At 42.0% G+C, this 17,530-nt stretch carries 19 protein-coding genes and 1 pseudogene; 15 read left to right on the top strand and 5 right to left on the bottom strand.

Annotation, left to right across the window (positions count from 1 at the left end; translation table 11 throughout):
- The first annotated feature begins 6 nt into the window (after positions 1-6).
- From pxpB to U1P77_RS04915, 5 genes are all read left to right on the top strand, one after another.
- On the top strand, positions 7-690 hold the full coding sequence (gene pxpB / locus U1P77_RS04935; RefSeq protein WP_321156263.1) for a 5-oxoprolinase subunit PxpB: 684 nt from the start codon (positions 7-9) through the stop codon (positions 688-690).
- Between the two features lie 87 nt (positions 691-777).
- On the top strand, positions 778-1,701 hold the full coding sequence (locus U1P77_RS04930; RefSeq protein WP_321156262.1) for a 5-oxoprolinase subunit C family protein: 924 nt from the start codon (positions 778-780) through the stop codon (positions 1,699-1,701).
- Positions 1,691-2,425, top strand: a complete 735-nt coding sequence (gene pxpA, locus U1P77_RS04925; RefSeq protein ID WP_321156261.1) for a 5-oxoprolinase subunit PxpA — start codon at positions 1,691-1,693, stop codon at positions 2,423-2,425. Before U1P77_RS04930 ends, pxpA begins: the two co-directional genes overlap by 11 nt.
- Before the next feature lie 100 nt (positions 2,426-2,525).
- Positions 2,526-2,939, top strand: coding sequence for an acetyl-CoA carboxylase biotin carboxyl carrier protein (locus U1P77_RS04920; RefSeq protein ID WP_321156260.1), 414 nt, complete (start codon positions 2,526-2,528; stop codon positions 2,937-2,939).
- 961 nt (positions 2,940-3,900) lie between these two features.
- A complete protein-coding gene (locus tag U1P77_RS04915; RefSeq protein ID WP_321156259.1) occupies positions 3,901-4,050 on the top strand; it encodes a hypothetical protein in 150 nt (49 codons plus the stop codon).
- A 9-nt stretch (positions 4,051-4,059) separates the two neighbouring features.
- On the opposite strand, the gene arcC is transcribed toward U1P77_RS04915, so the two are convergent.
- The 5 genes from arcC to U1P77_RS04890 form a co-directional block, all read right to left on the bottom strand.
- Positions 4,060-5,013 (bottom strand): carbamate kinase, encoded by a 954-nt coding sequence (arcC, locus tag U1P77_RS04910; protein WP_321156258.1) that lies wholly within the window; start codon positions 5,011-5,013, stop codon positions 4,060-4,062.
- A gap of 66 nt (positions 5,014-5,079) precedes the next feature.
- Positions 5,080-6,090, bottom strand: a complete 1,011-nt coding sequence (locus U1P77_RS04905) for an ornithine carbamoyltransferase (RefSeq protein ID WP_321156257.1) — start codon at positions 6,088-6,090, stop codon at positions 5,080-5,082.
- A 127-nt stretch (positions 6,091-6,217) separates the two neighbouring features.
- Positions 6,218-7,462 (bottom strand): arginine deiminase, encoded by a 1,245-nt coding sequence (gene arcA / locus U1P77_RS04900; protein WP_321156256.1) that lies wholly within the window; start codon positions 7,460-7,462, stop codon positions 6,218-6,220.
- A 138-nt stretch (positions 7,463-7,600) separates the two neighbouring features.
- Positions 7,601-7,933 carry an amino acid permease gene (locus U1P77_RS04895; RefSeq protein ID WP_321156255.1) on the bottom strand — a complete coding sequence of 111 codons (333 nt, stop codon included), beginning with the start codon at positions 7,931-7,933 and terminating at the stop codon, positions 7,601-7,603.
- A gap of 49 nt (positions 7,934-7,982) precedes the next feature.
- On the bottom strand, positions 7,983-8,684 hold the full coding sequence (locus tag U1P77_RS04890; RefSeq protein WP_321156254.1) for an IS1 family transposase: 702 nt from the start codon (positions 8,682-8,684) through the stop codon (positions 7,983-7,985).
- Between the two features lie 206 nt (positions 8,685-8,890).
- Here U1P77_RS04890 and U1P77_RS04885 point away from each other — a divergent pair, with 206 nt between their 5' ends.
- The 10 genes and pseudogenes from U1P77_RS04885 (at position 8,891) to U1P77_RS04840 (ending at position 17,504) form a co-directional block, all read left to right on the top strand.
- On the top strand, positions 8,891-9,499 hold the full coding sequence (locus tag U1P77_RS04885) for a cytochrome b/b6 domain-containing protein (RefSeq protein ID WP_321156253.1): 609 nt from the start codon (positions 8,891-8,893) through the stop codon (positions 9,497-9,499).
- A 19-nt stretch (positions 9,500-9,518) separates the two neighbouring features.
- Entirely contained in the window at positions 9,519-10,193 is a 675-nt protein-coding gene (locus U1P77_RS04880) for a response regulator (RefSeq protein WP_321156252.1), read from the top strand.
- Positions 10,194-10,353: 160 nt separating this feature from the next.
- Complete coding sequence (locus tag U1P77_RS04875) at positions 10,354-11,847, top strand: ATP-binding protein (protein ID WP_321156251.1); 1,494 nt, start codon at positions 10,354-10,356, stop codon at positions 11,845-11,847.
- 66 nt (positions 11,848-11,913) lie between these two features.
- Positions 11,914-12,507 (top strand): hypothetical protein, encoded by a 594-nt coding sequence (locus tag U1P77_RS04870; protein WP_321156250.1) that lies wholly within the window; start codon positions 11,914-11,916, stop codon positions 12,505-12,507.
- A complete protein-coding gene (locus U1P77_RS04865; RefSeq protein WP_321156249.1) occupies positions 12,500-12,820 on the top strand; it encodes a hypothetical protein in 321 nt (106 codons plus the stop codon). The genes U1P77_RS04870 and U1P77_RS04865 overlap by 8 nt, the downstream gene beginning before the upstream one ends.
- A gap of 60 nt (positions 12,821-12,880) precedes the next feature.
- Positions 12,881-13,987, top strand: a complete 1,107-nt coding sequence (locus tag U1P77_RS04860; protein ID WP_321156248.1) for an FAD:protein FMN transferase — start codon at positions 12,881-12,883, stop codon at positions 13,985-13,987.
- 95 nt (positions 13,988-14,082) lie between these two features.
- Complete coding sequence (locus U1P77_RS04855) at positions 14,083-14,820, top strand: DUF8596 domain-containing protein (protein WP_321156247.1); 738 nt, start codon at positions 14,083-14,085, stop codon at positions 14,818-14,820.
- Between the two features lie 66 nt (positions 14,821-14,886).
- A complete protein-coding gene (locus U1P77_RS04850) occupies positions 14,887-15,585 on the top strand; it encodes a VIT1/CCC1 transporter family protein (RefSeq protein ID WP_321156246.1) in 699 nt (232 codons plus the stop codon).
- A 249-nt stretch (positions 15,586-15,834) separates the two neighbouring features.
- Positions 15,835-16,218: a rhodanese-like domain-containing protein gene (locus tag U1P77_RS04845; RefSeq protein ID WP_321156245.1), complete on the top strand. Its 384-nt coding sequence runs from the start codon at positions 15,835-15,837 to the stop codon at positions 16,216-16,218.
- Between the two features lie 91 nt (positions 16,219-16,309).
- Positions 16,310-17,504 (top strand): annotated as a pseudogene (locus U1P77_RS04840) (IS3 family transposase).
- Positions 17,505-17,530: the final 26 nt, after the last annotated feature.

The following is a 17,530-nucleotide window of genomic DNA, read 5'->3' as shown; positions in this document are numbered from 1 at the left end:
GCCAGAATGAAAACAAAGATAATGGAGCGTGCGCTTATGGAACTACAATGGCAAATATGCAGTGAGACCAATCTGGCTTTGTTTTTTCCTAAACCTATGACTTTAGACAAACAGCAAAAATGTTGGGCTTTAGCAGATAGCATACAACAGATACCAGAAGTCATAGAAGTGGTCATTGGTATGAATACGCTAAGTGTATTCATAGCGTCGTTAACATGGAGTGAGCTTAAAGACTTTAAAGATAGGCTATCAGCTCTGCTTGATGATATTCCTTCAAAAATAATAGACGGTAAGTACGTTGAAATTCCAGTGCATTATGGTGGCCAATATGGTCCTGATTTAAAAGCTATGGCGAGTGAATTAGGTCTCTCCGTTGAAGCCGTTGTCGATTTACATACCGAGGCTATTTATACCGTTTATTTTATTGGTTTTCAGCCTGGGTTTCCTTATCTTGGCGGCTTATCTGAATCCTTGTATTTTCCAAGACATGCTACACCCAGAACTCAAGTGCCCGCAGGCTCAGTCGGCATTGGCGGTGAACAAACGGGTATCTATCCCTTTGAATCTCCAGGGGGTTGGCAGCTATTAGGAAAAACCGATACCTCTTTATTTGATTTAACCAAAGCGTCTCCTACTTTGCTCAACGCAGGTGATACCTTGAAGTTTACCGCTATTGATATTCATGAATAAAATATCTATAAACAAGGGTCATAACAATAAGAAGTGCGAATAAATAGCAATGCTAATAAATAGAAGTACGAATAAATGGGGATATCAATGAAAATTTTAACCGCGAATGCCCTTGCTAGCATCCAAGACTCAGGACGATTTGGCTACCGAAGCATGGGCGTGGGTAAAAATGGGGTGATGGATAGCTGGGCTCTACAAGCAGGTAATGCATTGATGAAAAATGATCTTAACGAGCCTGCTATTGAAGTTGCTTTAGGTGATTTGACCATAAAGTTTGAAGAAGATGTCAGTTTTTGCTTAACGGGTGCGCTATACGAGGCGTATTTAGACGATAAACGCATTCCCTGCTATTGGCGTATCAATGCGCAAGCAGGGCAAACCCTAAAACTTCTACGTCCACTACAAGGCATGTATACCTATTTATGTGTGCATGGCGGCTTTGATATCGAACCTGTATTGCAATCGGCTAGCACCAATCTAAAAGCTGGTTTTGGTGGCTTTGAGGGTAGGTATCTTAAAGCAGATGACACCTTAAAAATTAGAATCGCTGCAAGCTTACCAGTTATAGGGGTGGCTCGCCTTGCGCCAACCCATATCATTAGAGTGATAAAAAGTAGCGAGTATGAGCGCTTTACGCCTTCCTCTAAGGACGCTTTTGAATCAGAGCAGTGGAAGCTACAAAGTAGTAGCAACCGTATGGGCTATCGCTTAGCAGGCACATCGCCACTTGAGTTGATTGAGCCTACGCAGATGAGCTCGCACGGTGTCGATATTGGAATGATTCAAGTACCGCCGCAAGGGCAGCCTATTGTTCTGATGGCTGACGCGCAAACGACAGGCGGCTATCCTAAAATCGCTACGGTGATTAACGCGGATATAGGACTGATGGCACAAATCAGGTTTGGTAAAATCTGTCAATTTGTCGTCGTAGACTTAGAGCAGGCATTGTATGAGCAACAAAAAAGACAACATTATATCGATCAAATCAAGGAGTACGCCCATGAAAATTGATTTAAATGCCGATGTCGCTGAAGGCTGTGGACAAGATAATAAATTATTGACCATAGTCAGTTCTGCTAATGTCTGCTGTGGTCTTCATGCCGGTTCTTACGCTGAAATGCTAACGACCTTGCAATTAGCAAAAACAAACAACGTTAGGGTAGGCGCCCATCCAGGTCTACATGATAGAGAGAACTTTGGTCGTACCAATCAGTCCTTAGATGAAGCCGCTTACCGTGCCTTATTGGCTTATCAGTTGGGTGCGACTAGAGCGCTCTGCGACTTGGTTGGTGTGCCTTTAGAGTATGTTAAACCGCATGGTGCTTTGTATAATCAAGCGGCTATTGATGAAGCGTTGTCAGATATTTTAGTCAGCGAAATCAAGCGTTTTGATCCCAATTTAAAAGTGATGGGCTTATCAGGGGGCTATCTGGTTAAGTCAGCAAAAAACCATGGTTTAGAGGCGATATCAGAAGTATTTGCTGATAGAAATTATGAAAAAGACGGCTCACTAGTCTCTCGTAGCAAGGACAATGCTCTAATAACTGACACTGATGAAGCGACCAATCATGTATTACAGATGATTACTGAAGGTACCGTCACCAGTATATGCGGCGCAAAGGTGCCAGTAGACGCTCAAAGTATCTGCTTACATGGCGACGGTGAACATGCCATTTTATTTGCTAAAGAAATAAAAAAACAACTAGAGCTTAAAGGTATTAAGATATCTGCCTAAAAGTCTCTGCTTAGCGCTATTTTATTACATTAGTATCTTAATCATGATGATTATTGCTCAGTATTTTGGTATTCGTTAGAAATAAATTAAGGAGTCTATTATGGATATAGAGCAAGTGGCACGTGTGGTTAAACTTGTTGAGGGCAGTCAGTTGCATGAAGTAACGATTGCAAATAGCGGTCAGTCTATTACGGTAGTCAACAACCTAAATCAACAAAGCGCTACCAGCCATGTAGAGACAAGGCCTATTCACAAGCCTGGAAATGGTGGTAGTGAGCATTCGCATTTGTGTGCTACTCATGTTGGCCAAGTTTACTTAAGTGAAGATGATGCAACCGATAACCTAGTTAATAAGGGCGATCATATTCAAAAGGGTCAAAAGATTTGCTTTATTGACGAGCTGACCCGGTTGCTGCCTGTTATCAGTGATAAAGAAGGTATCGTCAGCGATATCTTAGTTGAAGATGGACATAATATCGAATATGGGCAGCCTATTTTTAATTTAGAAATATAGAGAACGCTTAAAGTGAATTAATAGCCTTGATAAAGGCTATTTCTTATATGTGGTTTAACTATACTATTTCTATTAGGTTGCTTGATATAAAACATTCTAAGTTGTTTCGTAAATTATGAATCAATTCTGAGAGTACTGTAGCTACATTGATTTTGTGGGTAATTTGAACATCCTTAAACTCCAGTATCAAAGATATCACCTAATAAAACGGTTAAATACCTTAACTTAACGCTATATATAATATAATGTTAAGTTGAGGTATTTAATAACGTGCTTAACAAAAATTTAACAGCACGATCATGCTCGAGCGGCGATAAAAGAAGTGATTGAAATGCCTAATGATTATGCCGAGAGGATTATCCGAAGTATATTAAACAATAAAGGCGATCAGAGTAATAAGTCGCTATAGGTGTTCATCAATAGACTTGATATTCATAGCATCGCATTAATAAAGAAATCGACGCCTAATATGTTACAAGATAGCCCAATGAAATGCTAGATTTATGTACTGTGCTGGCGTGTCTGCTGTATTATTTTTACTGCTTGTCTTGCCAACGAAACGTCTTTATCAACAGAGTTTGTAAATTTTAAATAGATAATTTCAACAACTCATTCAACAATACTGCACTGTCGCTATGTTCGTTCGGGTCGCGAGACTGTACTTATAATATCTACAAGAAATATGCTCAGTAATGGTTGATCTACAATATCTGATAAATTCAGAAATTTTGGTGAGTCGACAGCGCCTCCTACTATAATAATTTAGCGCTTAGCAGTCACATTTTTGACCTGACAAGTGAGCTGTATTGCCATTTCCTTTCTTAATCTGCCTAATGAAGCAGTAGCAACTAGATTATCTGTAACAAGCTAAACATCGCAGGATGCTCGTAATTATTCAAAAAACATGGTGCAGGCTGCTCGTTAGTTGTCCGCTAGGATTGCTTAATTTTTACTGTGTCCTATGTTATCTATCTCTAATCAAAAAGAAGTATCCTCAAAGCCATCAATAGCAGAACGCAGTAATGTTAATCTAGATGCTGATACCGCGATAACTGATAAAGATTTCAGCGAAGAAGCGAAAAATATTTTATATCGTGAGAGTGCGGATTAAATCGAGGAATCACCCTGTATTTTTTAGCGATACAATTGCATGTGTGAGGCCTTCGCACTCAGTTGAGACACGAGTACCACCAGCTCCCTCAAGTGTCTTACCAATATTGGCAAGTGAACCGATTATAGCAATGTGTCCAGTCGCACGCGCAAACTCGCAAGCAGCCGCAACTTTTGGTCCCATAGAACCCACAGGAAGATCAAGCTCACTTAAAGCGTCTGGATGAGCATGCAAAATCGCTCTTTGCTTGTCAGTGCCAAAGTCTGTATAAACATACTCCACATCAGTGGCAATAACCAATAGCTCACACTCAAGGCTACGGGCGAGTAAAGAGGCGCACGAGTCTTTATCGATTACTGCCTCGACACCTTGCAAATTTCCATCTTCATTAAATGCTGTCGGGATACCGCCACCACCTGCACAGATAACAATAACGCCTTTTTCAAGTAGCCACTGTATCGGTTTAAGTTCAAATATTTTTTTAGGCTTAGGGCTTGCAACCACTCGCCTAAAGTATTTACCATCTTCTTTAATAATCCAGCCTTTTTGCTTACTTAGCTTTTCTGATTCCTCTTTAGAGTATACAGGGCCAATAGGCTTGGTTGGATTGTTAAAAGCAGGGTCTTTACTGTCTACTTCTACTTGAGTGAGCAGTGTGGCAATTGACATGTTTCTAGGCAAGACATTCCCAAGCTCTTGCTTAATGATGTAGCCAATCATACCTTCCGTTTCTGCGCCTAAAACGTCTAATGGATAAGTATCGATTTCAGTATAAGCAGCGCCTTGCAAAGCCAGCAAACCTACTTGAGGGCCATTACCATGAGCAATGACTAACTCGTTATCATCCGTAACCTTCATTATCTGTTCAACGGCAATCTTAATATTTTGGCGTTGATTTTCAGCAGATAAGGGCTCACCACGTTTTAATAAAGCATTACCACCTAATGCAATTAGTAACCTCATGATATTTTCCTAAGTATTATCTGCAGTTAACTTCATATCAGTAGTCGGCGCTGTCAAAGTTATAAATTAGATATTACCAAGCGCAGATACTAGAACGGCTTTAATCGTATGCATTCGGTTTTCAGCTTGCTCAAATGCGATGTTGTAGGGTGATTCAAATACCTCTTCAGTAACTTCGATACCATCTGCTAGCTGTGGGTATTTTTTAGTGATTTCTTGACCCAACTCAGTTTCTGAGTTGTGGAAAGCTGGCAAACAATGCATAAACTTCACTTTGGGATTACCTGTGGCTTTTATCAGATCCATATTGACTTGATAGAGCATTAGAGCATCGATTCTCTCAGCCCAGCTCTCAATTGGTTCACCCATAGATACCCATACATCAGTATGAACAAAATCAACACCTTTTGCCGCAGTCTTTACATCATCTGTCACAGTAAGACGCGCACCTGATTCCTTGGCAAAATCTTCACATATTTTTAAGAATTCTTCTTCAGGCCATAAGTTTTTAGGGGCACAGAGGCGTACATCCATACCCATCTTAGCACCCACTAAATATAATGAGCGCCCCATGTTATTACGAGCATCACCAAAATAAGCATATTTAATTTGATGGATCGGCTTGTCTATATGCTCACGCATGGTCAGCACGTCTGCTAGCATTTGTGTAGGATGAAACTCATTAGTTAGGCCATTAAAGACTGGAATATCAGCATATTTTGCTAACTCATTAACAATCTCTTGACCGAAGCCACGATATTCAATGGCATCATACATACGACTCAACACACGAGCGGTATCTTTCATGCTCTCTTTATAACCTATCTGTGATGAGTTTGGACCAATAAAAGTCACATTGGCACCCTGATCATATGCCGCTACTTCAAAAGCACAGCGAGTACGGGTTGAGGTCTTCTCAAAAATTAGAGCAATGTTTTTACCTAAAAGATGCTTCTGTTCTGTGCCTGAGTATTTCGCTCTTTTTAAGTCACGAGCCAAATCTAGAAGATAAGTAAGTTCACGTTCACTATGATGCATAAGACTAAGAAGATCACGATTATGAAGATTGAAACTCATAACAATTCCTTAATTTTGAGTTTATAGGGCTTTAAATTTATAAAAGTTAAAAAGTATCAATCATATTTAGCTATTTTATTTCCAGGTAAGATTTGAACGATTGATAAGTCTGTAAAGCATCAACTTATCAATCAGTTGGATCACGAATGATAGGACAAGTCATGCAGTGACCACCACCACGGCCACGGCCAAGCTCGGAGCTTGGAACCGTAATAACTTCAATGCCTTCTTTACGAAGTAACGTGTTGGTATAAGTATTGCGGTCATAAGAGATGACAACCCCTGGCTCAAGAGCAAGGACATTATTACCATCATCCCATTGCTCACGTTCAACTTCGTAGCTATTACCACCCGTTTCGACCACTCTTAGTTTATCGACTCTTGATGCTTCTTCTATAACTTTCAAAAAATGTCTGTCATCTTCGCGCACATCAATACCGTGTGGCTTGCTTTCATCAGGACGAATATGGAAGGTCACAATGTGATCTGTCACTGCGGGAAACACGTTGACTAAATCAATATCACAGAAAGTAAATACGGTGTCCAAATGCATAGCAGAACGTTGCTTAGGTAAGGCCGCCACAATGATATGGTCAACCGAACCATCAATGAACAAAGTCTTGGCCAGTCTCGTAATCGCTTGTTGTGACGTTCTCTCACCCATACCAATCAGTACAGTTTTGTTGCCAATAGGCATGACATCACCACCCTCTAAGCTACTTCCACTTAAATCTTCTTCAGTATCATCCATCCAAGTTTTGAAATCAGCCCCTTTAAAGTCTGGATGAAATTTATAAATAGCTGAAACAAGGAGCGTTTCTTGCTGGCGAGCTGGCCAGTACATAGGGTTAAGGGTAACGCCACCGTATATCCAGTTTGAAGAATCGCGAGGAAACTGAGTATTTGGCAATGGTGGCAATACAAATTCAGTGGTACCTGAAAGTGCTGATAATTTCTTAAGTGAAGCCCCAATGTCATTGGGTAATTCTTCAGTGGTTACACCGCCAATTAAAAATGAAGATAGTTTCTTATGCTCAAGTTTGGTCAGCCAATCTCTAACCTCATCAGCCAATAAAGTACCGACATGATTATCAGTAATTTTATGATCCATAATCCATTTCATGGCATCGTTATCATCAAGGGTTTGCGCAAGCAACTGATGCATTTCAACAACTTCAATATCGCGATCCCGCATTTTTGTGACCATGTCATAATGATCGCTTTTAGCCTTGCTAACCCACATGACATCATCAAACAATAAGTCATCACAGTTTTGTGGTGTCAGTCTTTGATGGGCAAGACCTGGAGAACACACCATAACTTTGTGTAATTTACCTACTTCTGAATGAACACCTAAAGACTTGTTAGACATTTTTGTATCCTTATTAGTTTTGGGTTAGTGTGCAAGTACCTCACCACCATTTAGAGAACAAATAATTAATGTGAAAATTACTCTTAGCTAATTTTATTAACGATTATAAATTTAATGAGTCTTTATTCAGTATTACTGTTATAAGCTTAAAGTACCGTTGTACAGACCATAGGCAGCATAAATAGCAGCAATAGTGATGACTACAAGTATCACTTTTTCAGCAGTATTGAATAGCTGATGGTTGTACTCTTTGCGAGCTTTTATATATAGAACAACACCAGGTAGATACAATAAAGCTGATAGCAAAAAGTACTGAATACCGGCTGCATACAACAACCAGATACTATAAAGTAGTGCTGTCACACCAATAATGACATCTTTAGTGGAACTCTCAGATGCCTTATAACCCTCTTTGCGATAGGCGACCAAAAATCCATAAGCTGCTGAAAAGAAATATGGAATCAATATCATTGAAGTTGATAGATAAAAAATGGGTGGTGTTTCAAAAAGTATGCTGGCATTAGACATAACCATAATTGATATAAAAGAACAGCATATTGAACGTTTTAAAGTGATTGTCGAGTTTCTTAGAAAAAGCACAAGTCTTTCTAACTGCTCGCCTCAATCGGTGTCTTAAACGGCAATTATTACCTTCTATGCCAACAGTATATCTTTTACCAATCTGCTTAGGGTCTGCCTTGAAGGCGGTTTTAAAGCTATCCCAGTTGTCCATGCTGATTGAACCATAGCTCACCTTAAGTTTCTTAAGACGAGCTCGAAGCTTTCTGGCCGTGGCTAAATCACGTTTACCCCAAACATGGGCAACAATCTCACCAGTATCACGGTCATAGGCGTAGATTAACCATACCTTCTGCTTCTTGCAACGTACGTATGTCCAGAACTCATCAACTTCTAAACGCGAGTAGTAATGCTGCTTTGGTGAGGTCTTATAGATCGATGAGCCTATGGTGCTTAGTATCTTGCCAATGCTGACAGAGGTGATAGTGGCAATGTCTCTAACACTACAGCCTCGTACTATCATCAGTCGTATCTTATGCTCTATTTTAGAGTGGCAACCCTGATAGGTAATGGCGTGGTCGCCAATGAATTGACGTTTACAGTCTTTGCATTGGTAGTTTTGCTTACCATAGCTTTTTATACCGTTTTTCTTTAGACTAGGACTGTGGCAGTCGGGGCAATTAATCTCTATTTGTGTCTTCATAACCTCAAATATAGCATCTTTGCTTTGGCTGGCACCCCTCCTTTATTTACTCAGCATACTTTTTGATACACCACCAATTTAACATGTTTTCTGGTTTGGAAAGAGGTCTACTGTTTGAGTGTTTAAAAGTTTGTAGTTCCCTAAGCTCGCCTTAAGTTTTGTTTGTTGTAATAACGGTTAAACAAACTATTAAGCGAGTGACGACCATGAGCCAAAAACACACGACTAGTTTGATCGACAGCCCTAGTATACCGTTTTCGAACAATCCTAAGACTAGGCAAGTGAGGGTTTGGGACATTTTAGTAAGGATTACCCATTGGGCAGTCGCGGCTGGTATTATTGCCAATTTACTCTTTACAGAAGACGGTAGCGAGCTGCACGAATATGTAGGATATACCGTTGTAGGCTTAGTAGTCACGCGCTTGCTTTGGGGTTTGGTCGGGACTCACTATGCCCGCTTTAGCGATTTTTTCCCCACACCTATGCGTATTAAGCGCCACTTGTCTGATCTAAGTACCCGCCACGTTGATAAGCAGCATCTTGGTCATAATCCATTAGCAGCCATTATGGTATTATCGTTATGGGCAGTTATTATAGGCTTAGGGATAACAGGTTATTTAATGGAATCAGGACTCCTCGGTAATAAAGACTTGCTTGAAGAAGCGCATGAGTTACTGGCGAATAGTTTGTACCTGCTCGTGCCGCTACATATCATAGCCGCCATTGCCATGAGCTATTGGCAACGGCAAAATCTGATTAAATCGATGATAACCGGCAATAAAACAGTGACAGATGATCAGTCCACTATGAAGTAAACATAGCGATGGAATAAACATGGCACGCATATTATTAATAGAAGACGATAGCACCATTGCTGAAGGCATAATCCTTGGCTTAAAAAGCCACGGCATGATGGTCGATTGGTTTAGTGATGCCAAGCAAGGTGAAATGGCCTTGCAAGACGGTATGTTTGACGCGGTGCTGCTTGATCTGACCTTGCCAAAAGGTGACGGTATGACCATGCTCCGAAACTGGCGGTCTAAACAGATAGATACGCCCGTATTGATTATTACTGCTCGCGATGCAATTGCCAATCGCGTGGCCGGACTCAATGCAGGCGCTGATGATTATTTGGTTAAACCATTTGCATTAGACGAAGTTATCGCGCGCTTGCAAGCATTGATGCGCCGCAGTCAGGGGCGTAGTCAACCTGAGATTCGTTATGGCGAGGTGGCCTATCAGCCGCACAATCAGCAAGTCTCGCATCAAGGCCAAATCGTTGAATTGACCATCAAAGAGGTGGCAATATTAGAACAAATGCTAACCCATCCTAAGCAAATCCATAGCCGAGCGAGTTTAGAGGACAAGCTGTATGGCTGGCAACAAGACATCGAAAGTAATGCCATTGAAGTGCATATTCATCATTTACGTAAGAAGCTGGGCAATGACTTTATCTTGACCAAACGCGGCGTCGGCTACTATCTCAATCCAGTATATAATCGTCTATAGTCAATCCAATATAAATTGGCTACGACGTCATGCTCGTTTGGTCTACTGTTTGTGGCACTTTCATTTGTCTTTCTGGTATCCAAATTATTTTGAATCGACAGTATAGTAGTTTGCGGGTCTACGTTTAGATCATCCACTTTGTCCCTTAATTTGTGAGCCTATGAAAAGTATCCAGCAACGGCTATTAACCTCTTTATTGATTGGTCTACCTCTGCTATGGGTACTCACATCAAGCTTTATTGCGTGGCGATTGTGGGATGAAATTAATGAGATGAATGACACCCAAATCACTCAAGTTGCCCGTTACTTAATAGGCGTATCCGCTGATGAAGACCCTTATGACTATGATGACAAACAGGGCGAAAATAAAAATAAAGAAAAGCACGCTGCCAAAATTTACAACCTAAAAAGTAAGCAGCTGTCAGGCGACCTTGGGGATGCTGAAGATGACTATATGGGCTTTGCTATCTGGGATAAGGATGGACGCCTATTAATGGCCGATGAAAATGGTCAGTCATTTGCTTTTCTGCCCGACCAGCGTGGGTTTTTAGAAAAGTATGATCATACCTATCAACGCCTTAATCCTTTTAGCAAGCGCTGGCGTTTGTTTTATATTCACGATGAACACTCTCATAAACATGAAAGTCGGGTGATTGCCGTCGGTCAGAATCTTGATTCTCGCCAGAAAATGATTGTCGATGCCATGTCCGTGCAGGTACTGCCGATGCTAGTGGGGCTACTGGCGTTTATAGGTTTGGTTGTTTGGTTGATTCGCCGCGGATTTAGGCCCTTAACCAAGATTAGCTCTGAGCTTGAACAACGTCAGCCGCAAGATGATAGCCCTGTCACAGCAGAGGTACCAAAAGAGATTCAGCCTTTGGTAACTGCCTTAAATATTTTATTTGTGAAAGTAGCTGACACCCTAGCGCGCGAGCAACGTTTTACCGCTGACGCCTCGCATGAGCTGAGAAGCCCGCTTGCCGCCTTAAAATTACAAGCTGACTTGTTACAGCAGCAGATATTACAGCTATCAGGCATAGAAGATGATAGTCAGCTGTTTTATCATACCCAACAGATTAGCAAAGGCATTGAGCGCGCCACTCATTTGGTCGAACAATTGCTAATTTTAGCCAAAATAGAGCCGCAACAACAATTACCCCCTGAGCAATTAGAAAAAGTAGACTGGCTGATGCTAACAGACGTTGTGCTCAGTGACGTTAACCGTTTGGCTCGTGAAAAGCATATTCAATTAAAGCGCACGGTACATTGCGACAATCCTGCCGATATTTTACCCATCCTTATCAATCCAATCTTATTCAAATTATTAATCCGCAACCTTTTAGACAATGCCATTCGCTATTGTCCAGAGGGGTCTTTGATTGAACTGCAGTTAGACACCAATGCCATTAGAGTGGTCGATAATGGCGTGGGCGTAGAACCTCAGCAGTTAGCGCGGCTAAGCGAACGCTTCTACCGTCCAGCCGGTCAAAGCCAATTGGGTAGCGGCTTAGGTTTATCAATCGTCAATCGAATTGCCGAGCTTCATGGTCTTACGTTAGAGTTTACCAACCGCTCCCAACCAGAAACTGGCTTTATCGTCACTATTAAAACTAAAATCAAGAGCACTATCAATAATAAAGCCGCCCTGTCTTAAGCTTGAGTTAATCTTCATTGCGTATGCTACTTGTATTCCCTAATAATATTATACGGAGTACAACCTGTGAGCCTACCCTTACTGAAACCTTTGTTATTGACTGTTGGTGCTACTTCATTAGTGTTCTTTGGCGGGGTCATTGCCTTGTCCGCTCAGTCACTTGAGCCTGCTAGCGCCTTATCAGCAGCGGACTCTATGAGTCAAAGTACTGACATTACCTCTCCTTCGTCTTATTTATCGTCTTTTAAAGCCGTCGCAAATCCTCTCACGCCATCTCCATCTGCTCAGCCGTCATCACTTGCTGCACTCACAGCCGCGCAAGCAACTATGCTTGCCAAACAAGACGCTCCTAATGCGCTATTGCAGTCTGCCCCAGAGCTCATCAACTATAACGGTACGGTTGCTTATGAGGTGCGATTAGACAGCGGCACCACTTATATTGACGCCAACCTCGGTGCCATCCTAAATCCGGTCGCTACCGATAACTATCGTGTTGAGGGCTTTGATGACGACGATTATAAAGATGATCATCACGATGACGACAAACATAAGGAGGATAAACATAGCAGCAAAAAACACGACGACAAGCGTTATAAAGAGAAGGGTCGTTTAATCGCTACGAGCTATCAGCAGCATGATGAGGATGAATACGATGACTAATACCAAATCACATCCGATTAAAGTCGCTACTAAGACTGCTAAAAAAGCAGATCCTTTTGCCGCTCTTAAAAGCGGCATTATGATGGTCTCGATCGCTGGCACCATGGCGGGATGGCTATTACTACTCAATCAAGAAACAGACAGTCCATCTGTAAACACCGCTATATTAAGTACTGCTATTTCTGAGAATGGTGAGATGGCTATTGCGCCAACGCCAATTGTCGATATTAACCAGTTGCGACAGGTCAATGAAGTGGCAAGCGCGCCTGTTGAGGCTATAAGTGTGGTCGCCCGTACACGTTCTTCTCAATAAATGAGAAAAAGCTAACGGATAATAAGCTTAAGGTTTCTCTTAAAAAAGTAAGGGCTTAGAATGAAAAAGAACGCACCTAATACAACTATGCCCCATCTAACGACCTTTAAACTGTCGGCGATGGGTTGCCACATTCAAATCAGATTGAATGTCACAAAACTGCACCTGCAGTATTCACAGGCGACAATAGACCAACAGATTGCCTTGCTTACAAGCGACGTTCAGCAGCGGCTAACTTACTGGGAGCGCATCTTCAGTCGTTTTGATGAGACCAGTGAGCTGATGAGACTCAACAATCATACCGACCAATGGACTGAGGCGAGTGCAGAATTATTCGAGGTCTTACAGCGTGCTATTCACTTCGTCTCAAAGACTGAAGGTTTAGTAACACCGACCTTACTAAAATCCCTTTGGGCAGCTGGTTATAAACATTCATTTGAGACCTTGCCGAAAGTGTCTATGCTATCCGCGCCCGTTATTAGCTCAAATGCCACCTCAAATGCCACTCCAAATTTGCAAGATGCGCCCATTACGAACCAAGCCAGTCAGTACATAGGAGATATTCAGCTTCGTACATTAGCTGGCGGGCAGCATCAAATATATCTTCCATCCGGCATGGCGCTGGATTTGAATGGGTATGTTAAAGGGTGGTGCGCTATGAACTTGGCTGAACAGATCAGCCAAGTTCATAACTGGCAACTCCCCTGCTTAGTAGATATGGGCGGTGATATGGCCATTGGTGTTCCAAGAGATCAAGACATAGATAAACCGATTACCCCGATTGTTTGGGGAGTTGCTATCGCTAAACCTTGCCTCGTTGATGGTGAGCATGTTCAAGATGAAGAAGATGTCGCAATCCTTACTCTCAGCTCTGGTGCCGTCGCCACATCTGGGCAAGACTACCGTCGCTGGTGGCATGAAGGCCGCTGGCAACATCATTTGATTCACCCTCATTACAATCGTCCGGTAACAAGCGATGTCCTAACTGCAACCGTACTGGCTACGGACACCATGACGGCGGAAGTATACGCTAAGTATTGCGTGCTCCTTGGGGTCAAGGAAGCGATGACATGGCTTAACAAGCATCATATTGCTGCGATTTTGATCGATACGGATAACAAGGTAATAGCATCCCCTGCTATCCGTCTAAATTTAATGGCTATTTAACTTATTAAGATGACTACGTTAAAGAATAGAGACGCTAAAAGATAGGCATTCTAAAAATAAACACGTCAAGTAGAGGCATTCATAGGAGCTTAGCCATGCACACCGATATTTCTACCGACAGTCATACTGACTCTAATACTCAGCATCTTCTTGAGCCTAATAGTCGGGCCACTACATTGACGGCCAAATTGACAAAAGCAATTGCTCAGGCTCTAGGAACTGTATTAATATTGAGCATTGCTGTTGGAATCGGCAGCTATGCGCTTTTAATGTGGGGAGAGACAGTTTCTCAACTACTGACAGCCACTGATAAACACTTTTGGTATTTATCACGTGCAGGCGGTGTTATTGCGTATACTTTATTTTGGTTAGCAGTCGTTTTTGGCTTGTTGTTGAGTACGCGTCTAGGCAAGCACTTTAATGCGGCCAGGGTATTTGCCTTACATCAATATTTAAGTCTGATTGCAGTGGGTTTTGCCGCTTTTCATGCGAGCGTTTTATTAGCGGATAACTATCTTAATCTCAGTATATGGCAAATTTTACTACCCTTTGGTTTTCAGACTGACCGTGTGGGTGTTGCATTAGGGCAATTAGGATTTTGGCTATTACTTATCTGCGCATTTAGCTTTTATATTAAAAAATATATCGGTCAGTCAGCATGGCGATGGCTACACTTTTTGACTTTTATGGCTTATATGTTCATCAGTATTCACGTGTTTATGGTCGGATCGGACAGTCGGGCACTGCCTTTATTGTTGTTCTATGCCGGTAGTCAGACGTTGGTTTTTTTACTGATGACTTATCGATTAGTAGCGTTAAAACAAGCCAAGTGATTATAGATGACATTATAGGCTATACTGACCTATTCTAATTCATGTCGACACCGTTTGAGGGTATCTATGCACCATTCTATTCATGACGAAGCCCATCTGAGCAATCGTAATCATTGGTTAAGGGCAGCCGTGTTAGGTGCGAATGATGGACTGATTTCAACGGCCAGTTTATTAGTTGGTGTCGCTGCAGCGAATCCAAGTAACCAAACATTACTACTGACAGGGATGGCAGCGTTAACAGCAGGCGCCTTATCGATGGCTGCTGGTGAATATATCTCGGTATCATCACAAGCGGATACCGAAAAGGCGGATCTGGATAAAGAGCGTCATGAGCTGACTCATAATGCTGAGCGCGAGCTTATCGAGCTGACAAAAATTTATGAGACACGCGGACTTGATCATGACTTGGCGCATCAAGTTGCAGCAGCTTTGACCGAGCACGATGCGCTTGAAACTCATGCCCGTGACGAGATAGGCCTGACGGACCTCAGCCAAGCAAAACCGATTCACGCGTCAGTGGCCTCGGGATTATCGTTCATTGCTGGCGCCATATTGCCGGTTATTGGTATTTTGATATTACCAGCGCAGACACTAATTTGGTCACTAGCATCGTTGACCGTAGTCGGCTTAATCCTGCTTGGCATAGTCTCCGCACGCTTAGGCGGTGCGCCTGTTATCCCTGCTACTACTCGGGTGGTGGTTTGGGGGATTTTAGCAATGCTGGCAACCTCCTTGATTGGGCGCTTATTTGGTGTGGCGGTTTAGACCTTATTGTTTTTTAGAAAGACTTTATTGTCTTGTCGCTTTTTCACAGTTAACTATTTGCACCAATCGAAATTTAGTAAAAAATATATTCATAAATTTAAATGTATATAAAAATGATATACTTAATTATATATATCAGTTGCTTTGAATAATTTATTTTTCTTTTTTGATGTATAAATTGGAGGTTTTAATTATTTTCATTACTGTAGAAGTTGTCTTACTTCCCATACTATATCAAGAGGTACTACTATGAAAACCGCGCATGATCTAGTGAACGCTGCTAAAGCACAAATTACTGAAGTTCCACTTACGCAAGCAGAAGCAGCTTGCAGTAAAGCCGATGTGATTATTGATGTACGAGAGCCTAATGAATACGCTGCCGGTCATATCGAAGGAGCCGTATCATTACCCCGTGGCCTACTAGAGTTCAAAATTGCTGATTTGCCTGTCGTCAGTAGTGCTGATACTAATATTTTGCTCTACTGCAAAACTAGTGGGCGTGCTGCATTAGCGGCGCAGTCATTGAAAGCGCTTGGTTATACACATGTAGTATCAATTGAAGGTGGTTATGACGGGTGGCTTGAAGCCGTTAAGCCAATAGTTATGCTAAATGATGGTGTTGATTTTGATTAGGCCGGTATTTTACACTTAAGCATAATTGAGCTATGCTGAAGAAACCGTAGAGATAAACTTGGTAAACTAACGACTCGACAAGGAGTTTACCATGACCAAGAAGATGCAGAGCTACAGTACGGAATTCAAAGCAGAAGCGGTCAAAAAAATAGCAGACAACAACGGCAATCTGAGTGCAACTGCTCGGCAGTTGGGAATAGCGATGCAAACGTTATCTAATTGGCAGAACAAAACCAATCAAGGCAAGCTTGTCGGCACAGAACAATATGATCCTGAACTTATGGCAGCTCTTGAAGAAATCAAGCAACTCAAACGGCAATTAAAAATAGCTGAAGAGGAACGAGAGATATTAAAAAAGGCCACGGCGTACTTCGCGAAGCACAGCTCGTAAAGTACGCCTTTATTGAAGCCAACCAGCAAGTATTTAGTATTACTCGTATGTGTCGTGTACTGGACGTTAAGCCATCAAGCTACTATGACTGGGTGAATCGTGACATCCGTGAGCAGCAAATACATCGCAATCAAAGTGAATTACTGGTCAGAGTGGCTCATGATGAGACCAAGAAGCGCTATGGCTATGAGCGACTGCATGCTCATCTTACAGAGCAAGGATATGCCATCAGTGAATACATGGTCAGACGCCTCAAAGAAGAGTACGACATCAAATGCCGTCGTCACAAACGTTTTAAAATCACCACCAACTCAAATCACAATAAGCTGGTCTATCCAAACCTGCTAGATCAGAAGTGTGATGCCAATCGGCCTAACCTTGCGAAGCAGTGCTTCTCAGGGTTAGTGACATCACTTATATATGGACGCTCGAGGGCTGGTTATACTTAGCGGGAGTCAAAGATCTCTACACTAAAGAGCTGGTCGGCTACGCCATCAATAAGCGCATGACAGCAGATTTAGTTTGCAAAGCATTAAATATGGCAATTAAGAATAGAAGGCCCAGCAGAGATTTAATCATCCACTCTGATAGAGGCAGTCAGTACTGTAGTCATGAGTATCACAAAATTATCAAGCAGCACAGGTTTAAAGGCTCAATGTCACGACGTGGCAACTGCTTTGATAACGCTCCGATAGAGAGCTTCTCGGGTGAGGAGCACTGCTCCGCAAGGAAAAATGAGTTGGTATATCATCAGGATTATAAAACGAGATTCGAAGCCATCAATGACATCATTAAATATATTGAGCTTGAGTACAACCAGACTAGAATTCAAAAGGGTTTGGGCTATAAAACGCCAAGACAGATGTGGTTTGACTTTTATCGTCAGGCTGCTTGATCAAAATCTCCCAAGTTAGTTTCTAC

The organism is Psychrobacter sp. LV10R520-6 (assembly GCF_900182925.1).
GTDB lineage: Bacteria > Pseudomonadota > Gammaproteobacteria > Pseudomonadales > Moraxellaceae > Psychrobacter.
This window is presented reverse-complemented; position numbering and strand designations above follow the sequence as displayed.

What these genes read in the sequence shown, in the direction of transcription:
- pxpB (WP_321156263.1), top strand. Translation starts at nt 7, where the DNA reads ATGAAAACAAAGATAATGGAGCGTGCGCTTATGGAACTACAATGGCAA.
- U1P77_RS04930 (WP_321156262.1), top strand. Translation starts at nt 778, where the DNA reads ATGAAAATTTTAACCGCGAATGCCCTTGCTAGCATCCAAGACTCAGGA.
- pxpA (WP_321156261.1), top strand. Translation starts at nt 1,691, where the DNA reads ATGAAAATTGATTTAAATGCCGATGTCGCTGAAGGCTGTGGACAAGAT.
- U1P77_RS04920 (WP_321156260.1), top strand. Translation starts at nt 2,526, where the DNA reads ATGGATATAGAGCAAGTGGCACGTGTGGTTAAACTTGTTGAGGGCAGT.
- U1P77_RS04915 (WP_321156259.1), top strand. Translation starts at nt 3,901, where the DNA reads ATGTTATCTATCTCTAATCAAAAAGAAGTATCCTCAAAGCCATCAATA.
- arcC (WP_321156258.1), bottom strand. Translation starts at nt 5,013, where the DNA reads ATGAGGTTACTAATTGCATTAGGTGGTAATGCTTTATTAAAACGTGGT.
- U1P77_RS04905 (WP_321156257.1), bottom strand. Translation starts at nt 6,090, where the DNA reads ATGAGTTTCAATCTTCATAATCGTGATCTTCTTAGTCTTATGCATCAT.
- arcA (WP_321156256.1), bottom strand. Translation starts at nt 7,462, where the DNA reads ATGTCTAACAAGTCTTTAGGTGTTCATTCAGAAGTAGGTAAATTACAC.
- U1P77_RS04895 (WP_321156255.1), bottom strand. Translation starts at nt 7,933, where the DNA reads ATGATATTGATTCCATATTTCTTTTCAGCAGCTTATGGATTTTTGGTC.
- U1P77_RS04890 (WP_321156254.1), bottom strand. Translation starts at nt 8,684, where the DNA reads ATGAAGACACAAATAGAGATTAATTGCCCCGACTGCCACAGTCCTAGT.
- U1P77_RS04885 (WP_321156253.1), top strand. Translation starts at nt 8,891, where the DNA reads ATGAGCCAAAAACACACGACTAGTTTGATCGACAGCCCTAGTATACCG.
- U1P77_RS04880 (WP_321156252.1), top strand. Translation starts at nt 9,519, where the DNA reads ATGGCACGCATATTATTAATAGAAGACGATAGCACCATTGCTGAAGGC.
- U1P77_RS04875 (WP_321156251.1), top strand. Translation starts at nt 10,354, where the DNA reads ATGAAAAGTATCCAGCAACGGCTATTAACCTCTTTATTGATTGGTCTA.
- U1P77_RS04865 (WP_321156249.1), top strand. Translation starts at nt 12,500, where the DNA reads ATGACTAATACCAAATCACATCCGATTAAAGTCGCTACTAAGACTGCT.
- U1P77_RS04860 (WP_321156248.1), top strand. Translation starts at nt 12,881, where the DNA reads ATGAAAAAGAACGCACCTAATACAACTATGCCCCATCTAACGACCTTT.
- U1P77_RS04855 (WP_321156247.1), top strand. Translation starts at nt 14,083, where the DNA reads ATGCACACCGATATTTCTACCGACAGTCATACTGACTCTAATACTCAG.
- U1P77_RS04850 (WP_321156246.1), top strand. Translation starts at nt 14,887, where the DNA reads ATGCACCATTCTATTCATGACGAAGCCCATCTGAGCAATCGTAATCAT.
- U1P77_RS04845 (WP_321156245.1), top strand. Translation starts at nt 15,835, where the DNA reads ATGAAAACCGCGCATGATCTAGTGAACGCTGCTAAAGCACAAATTACT.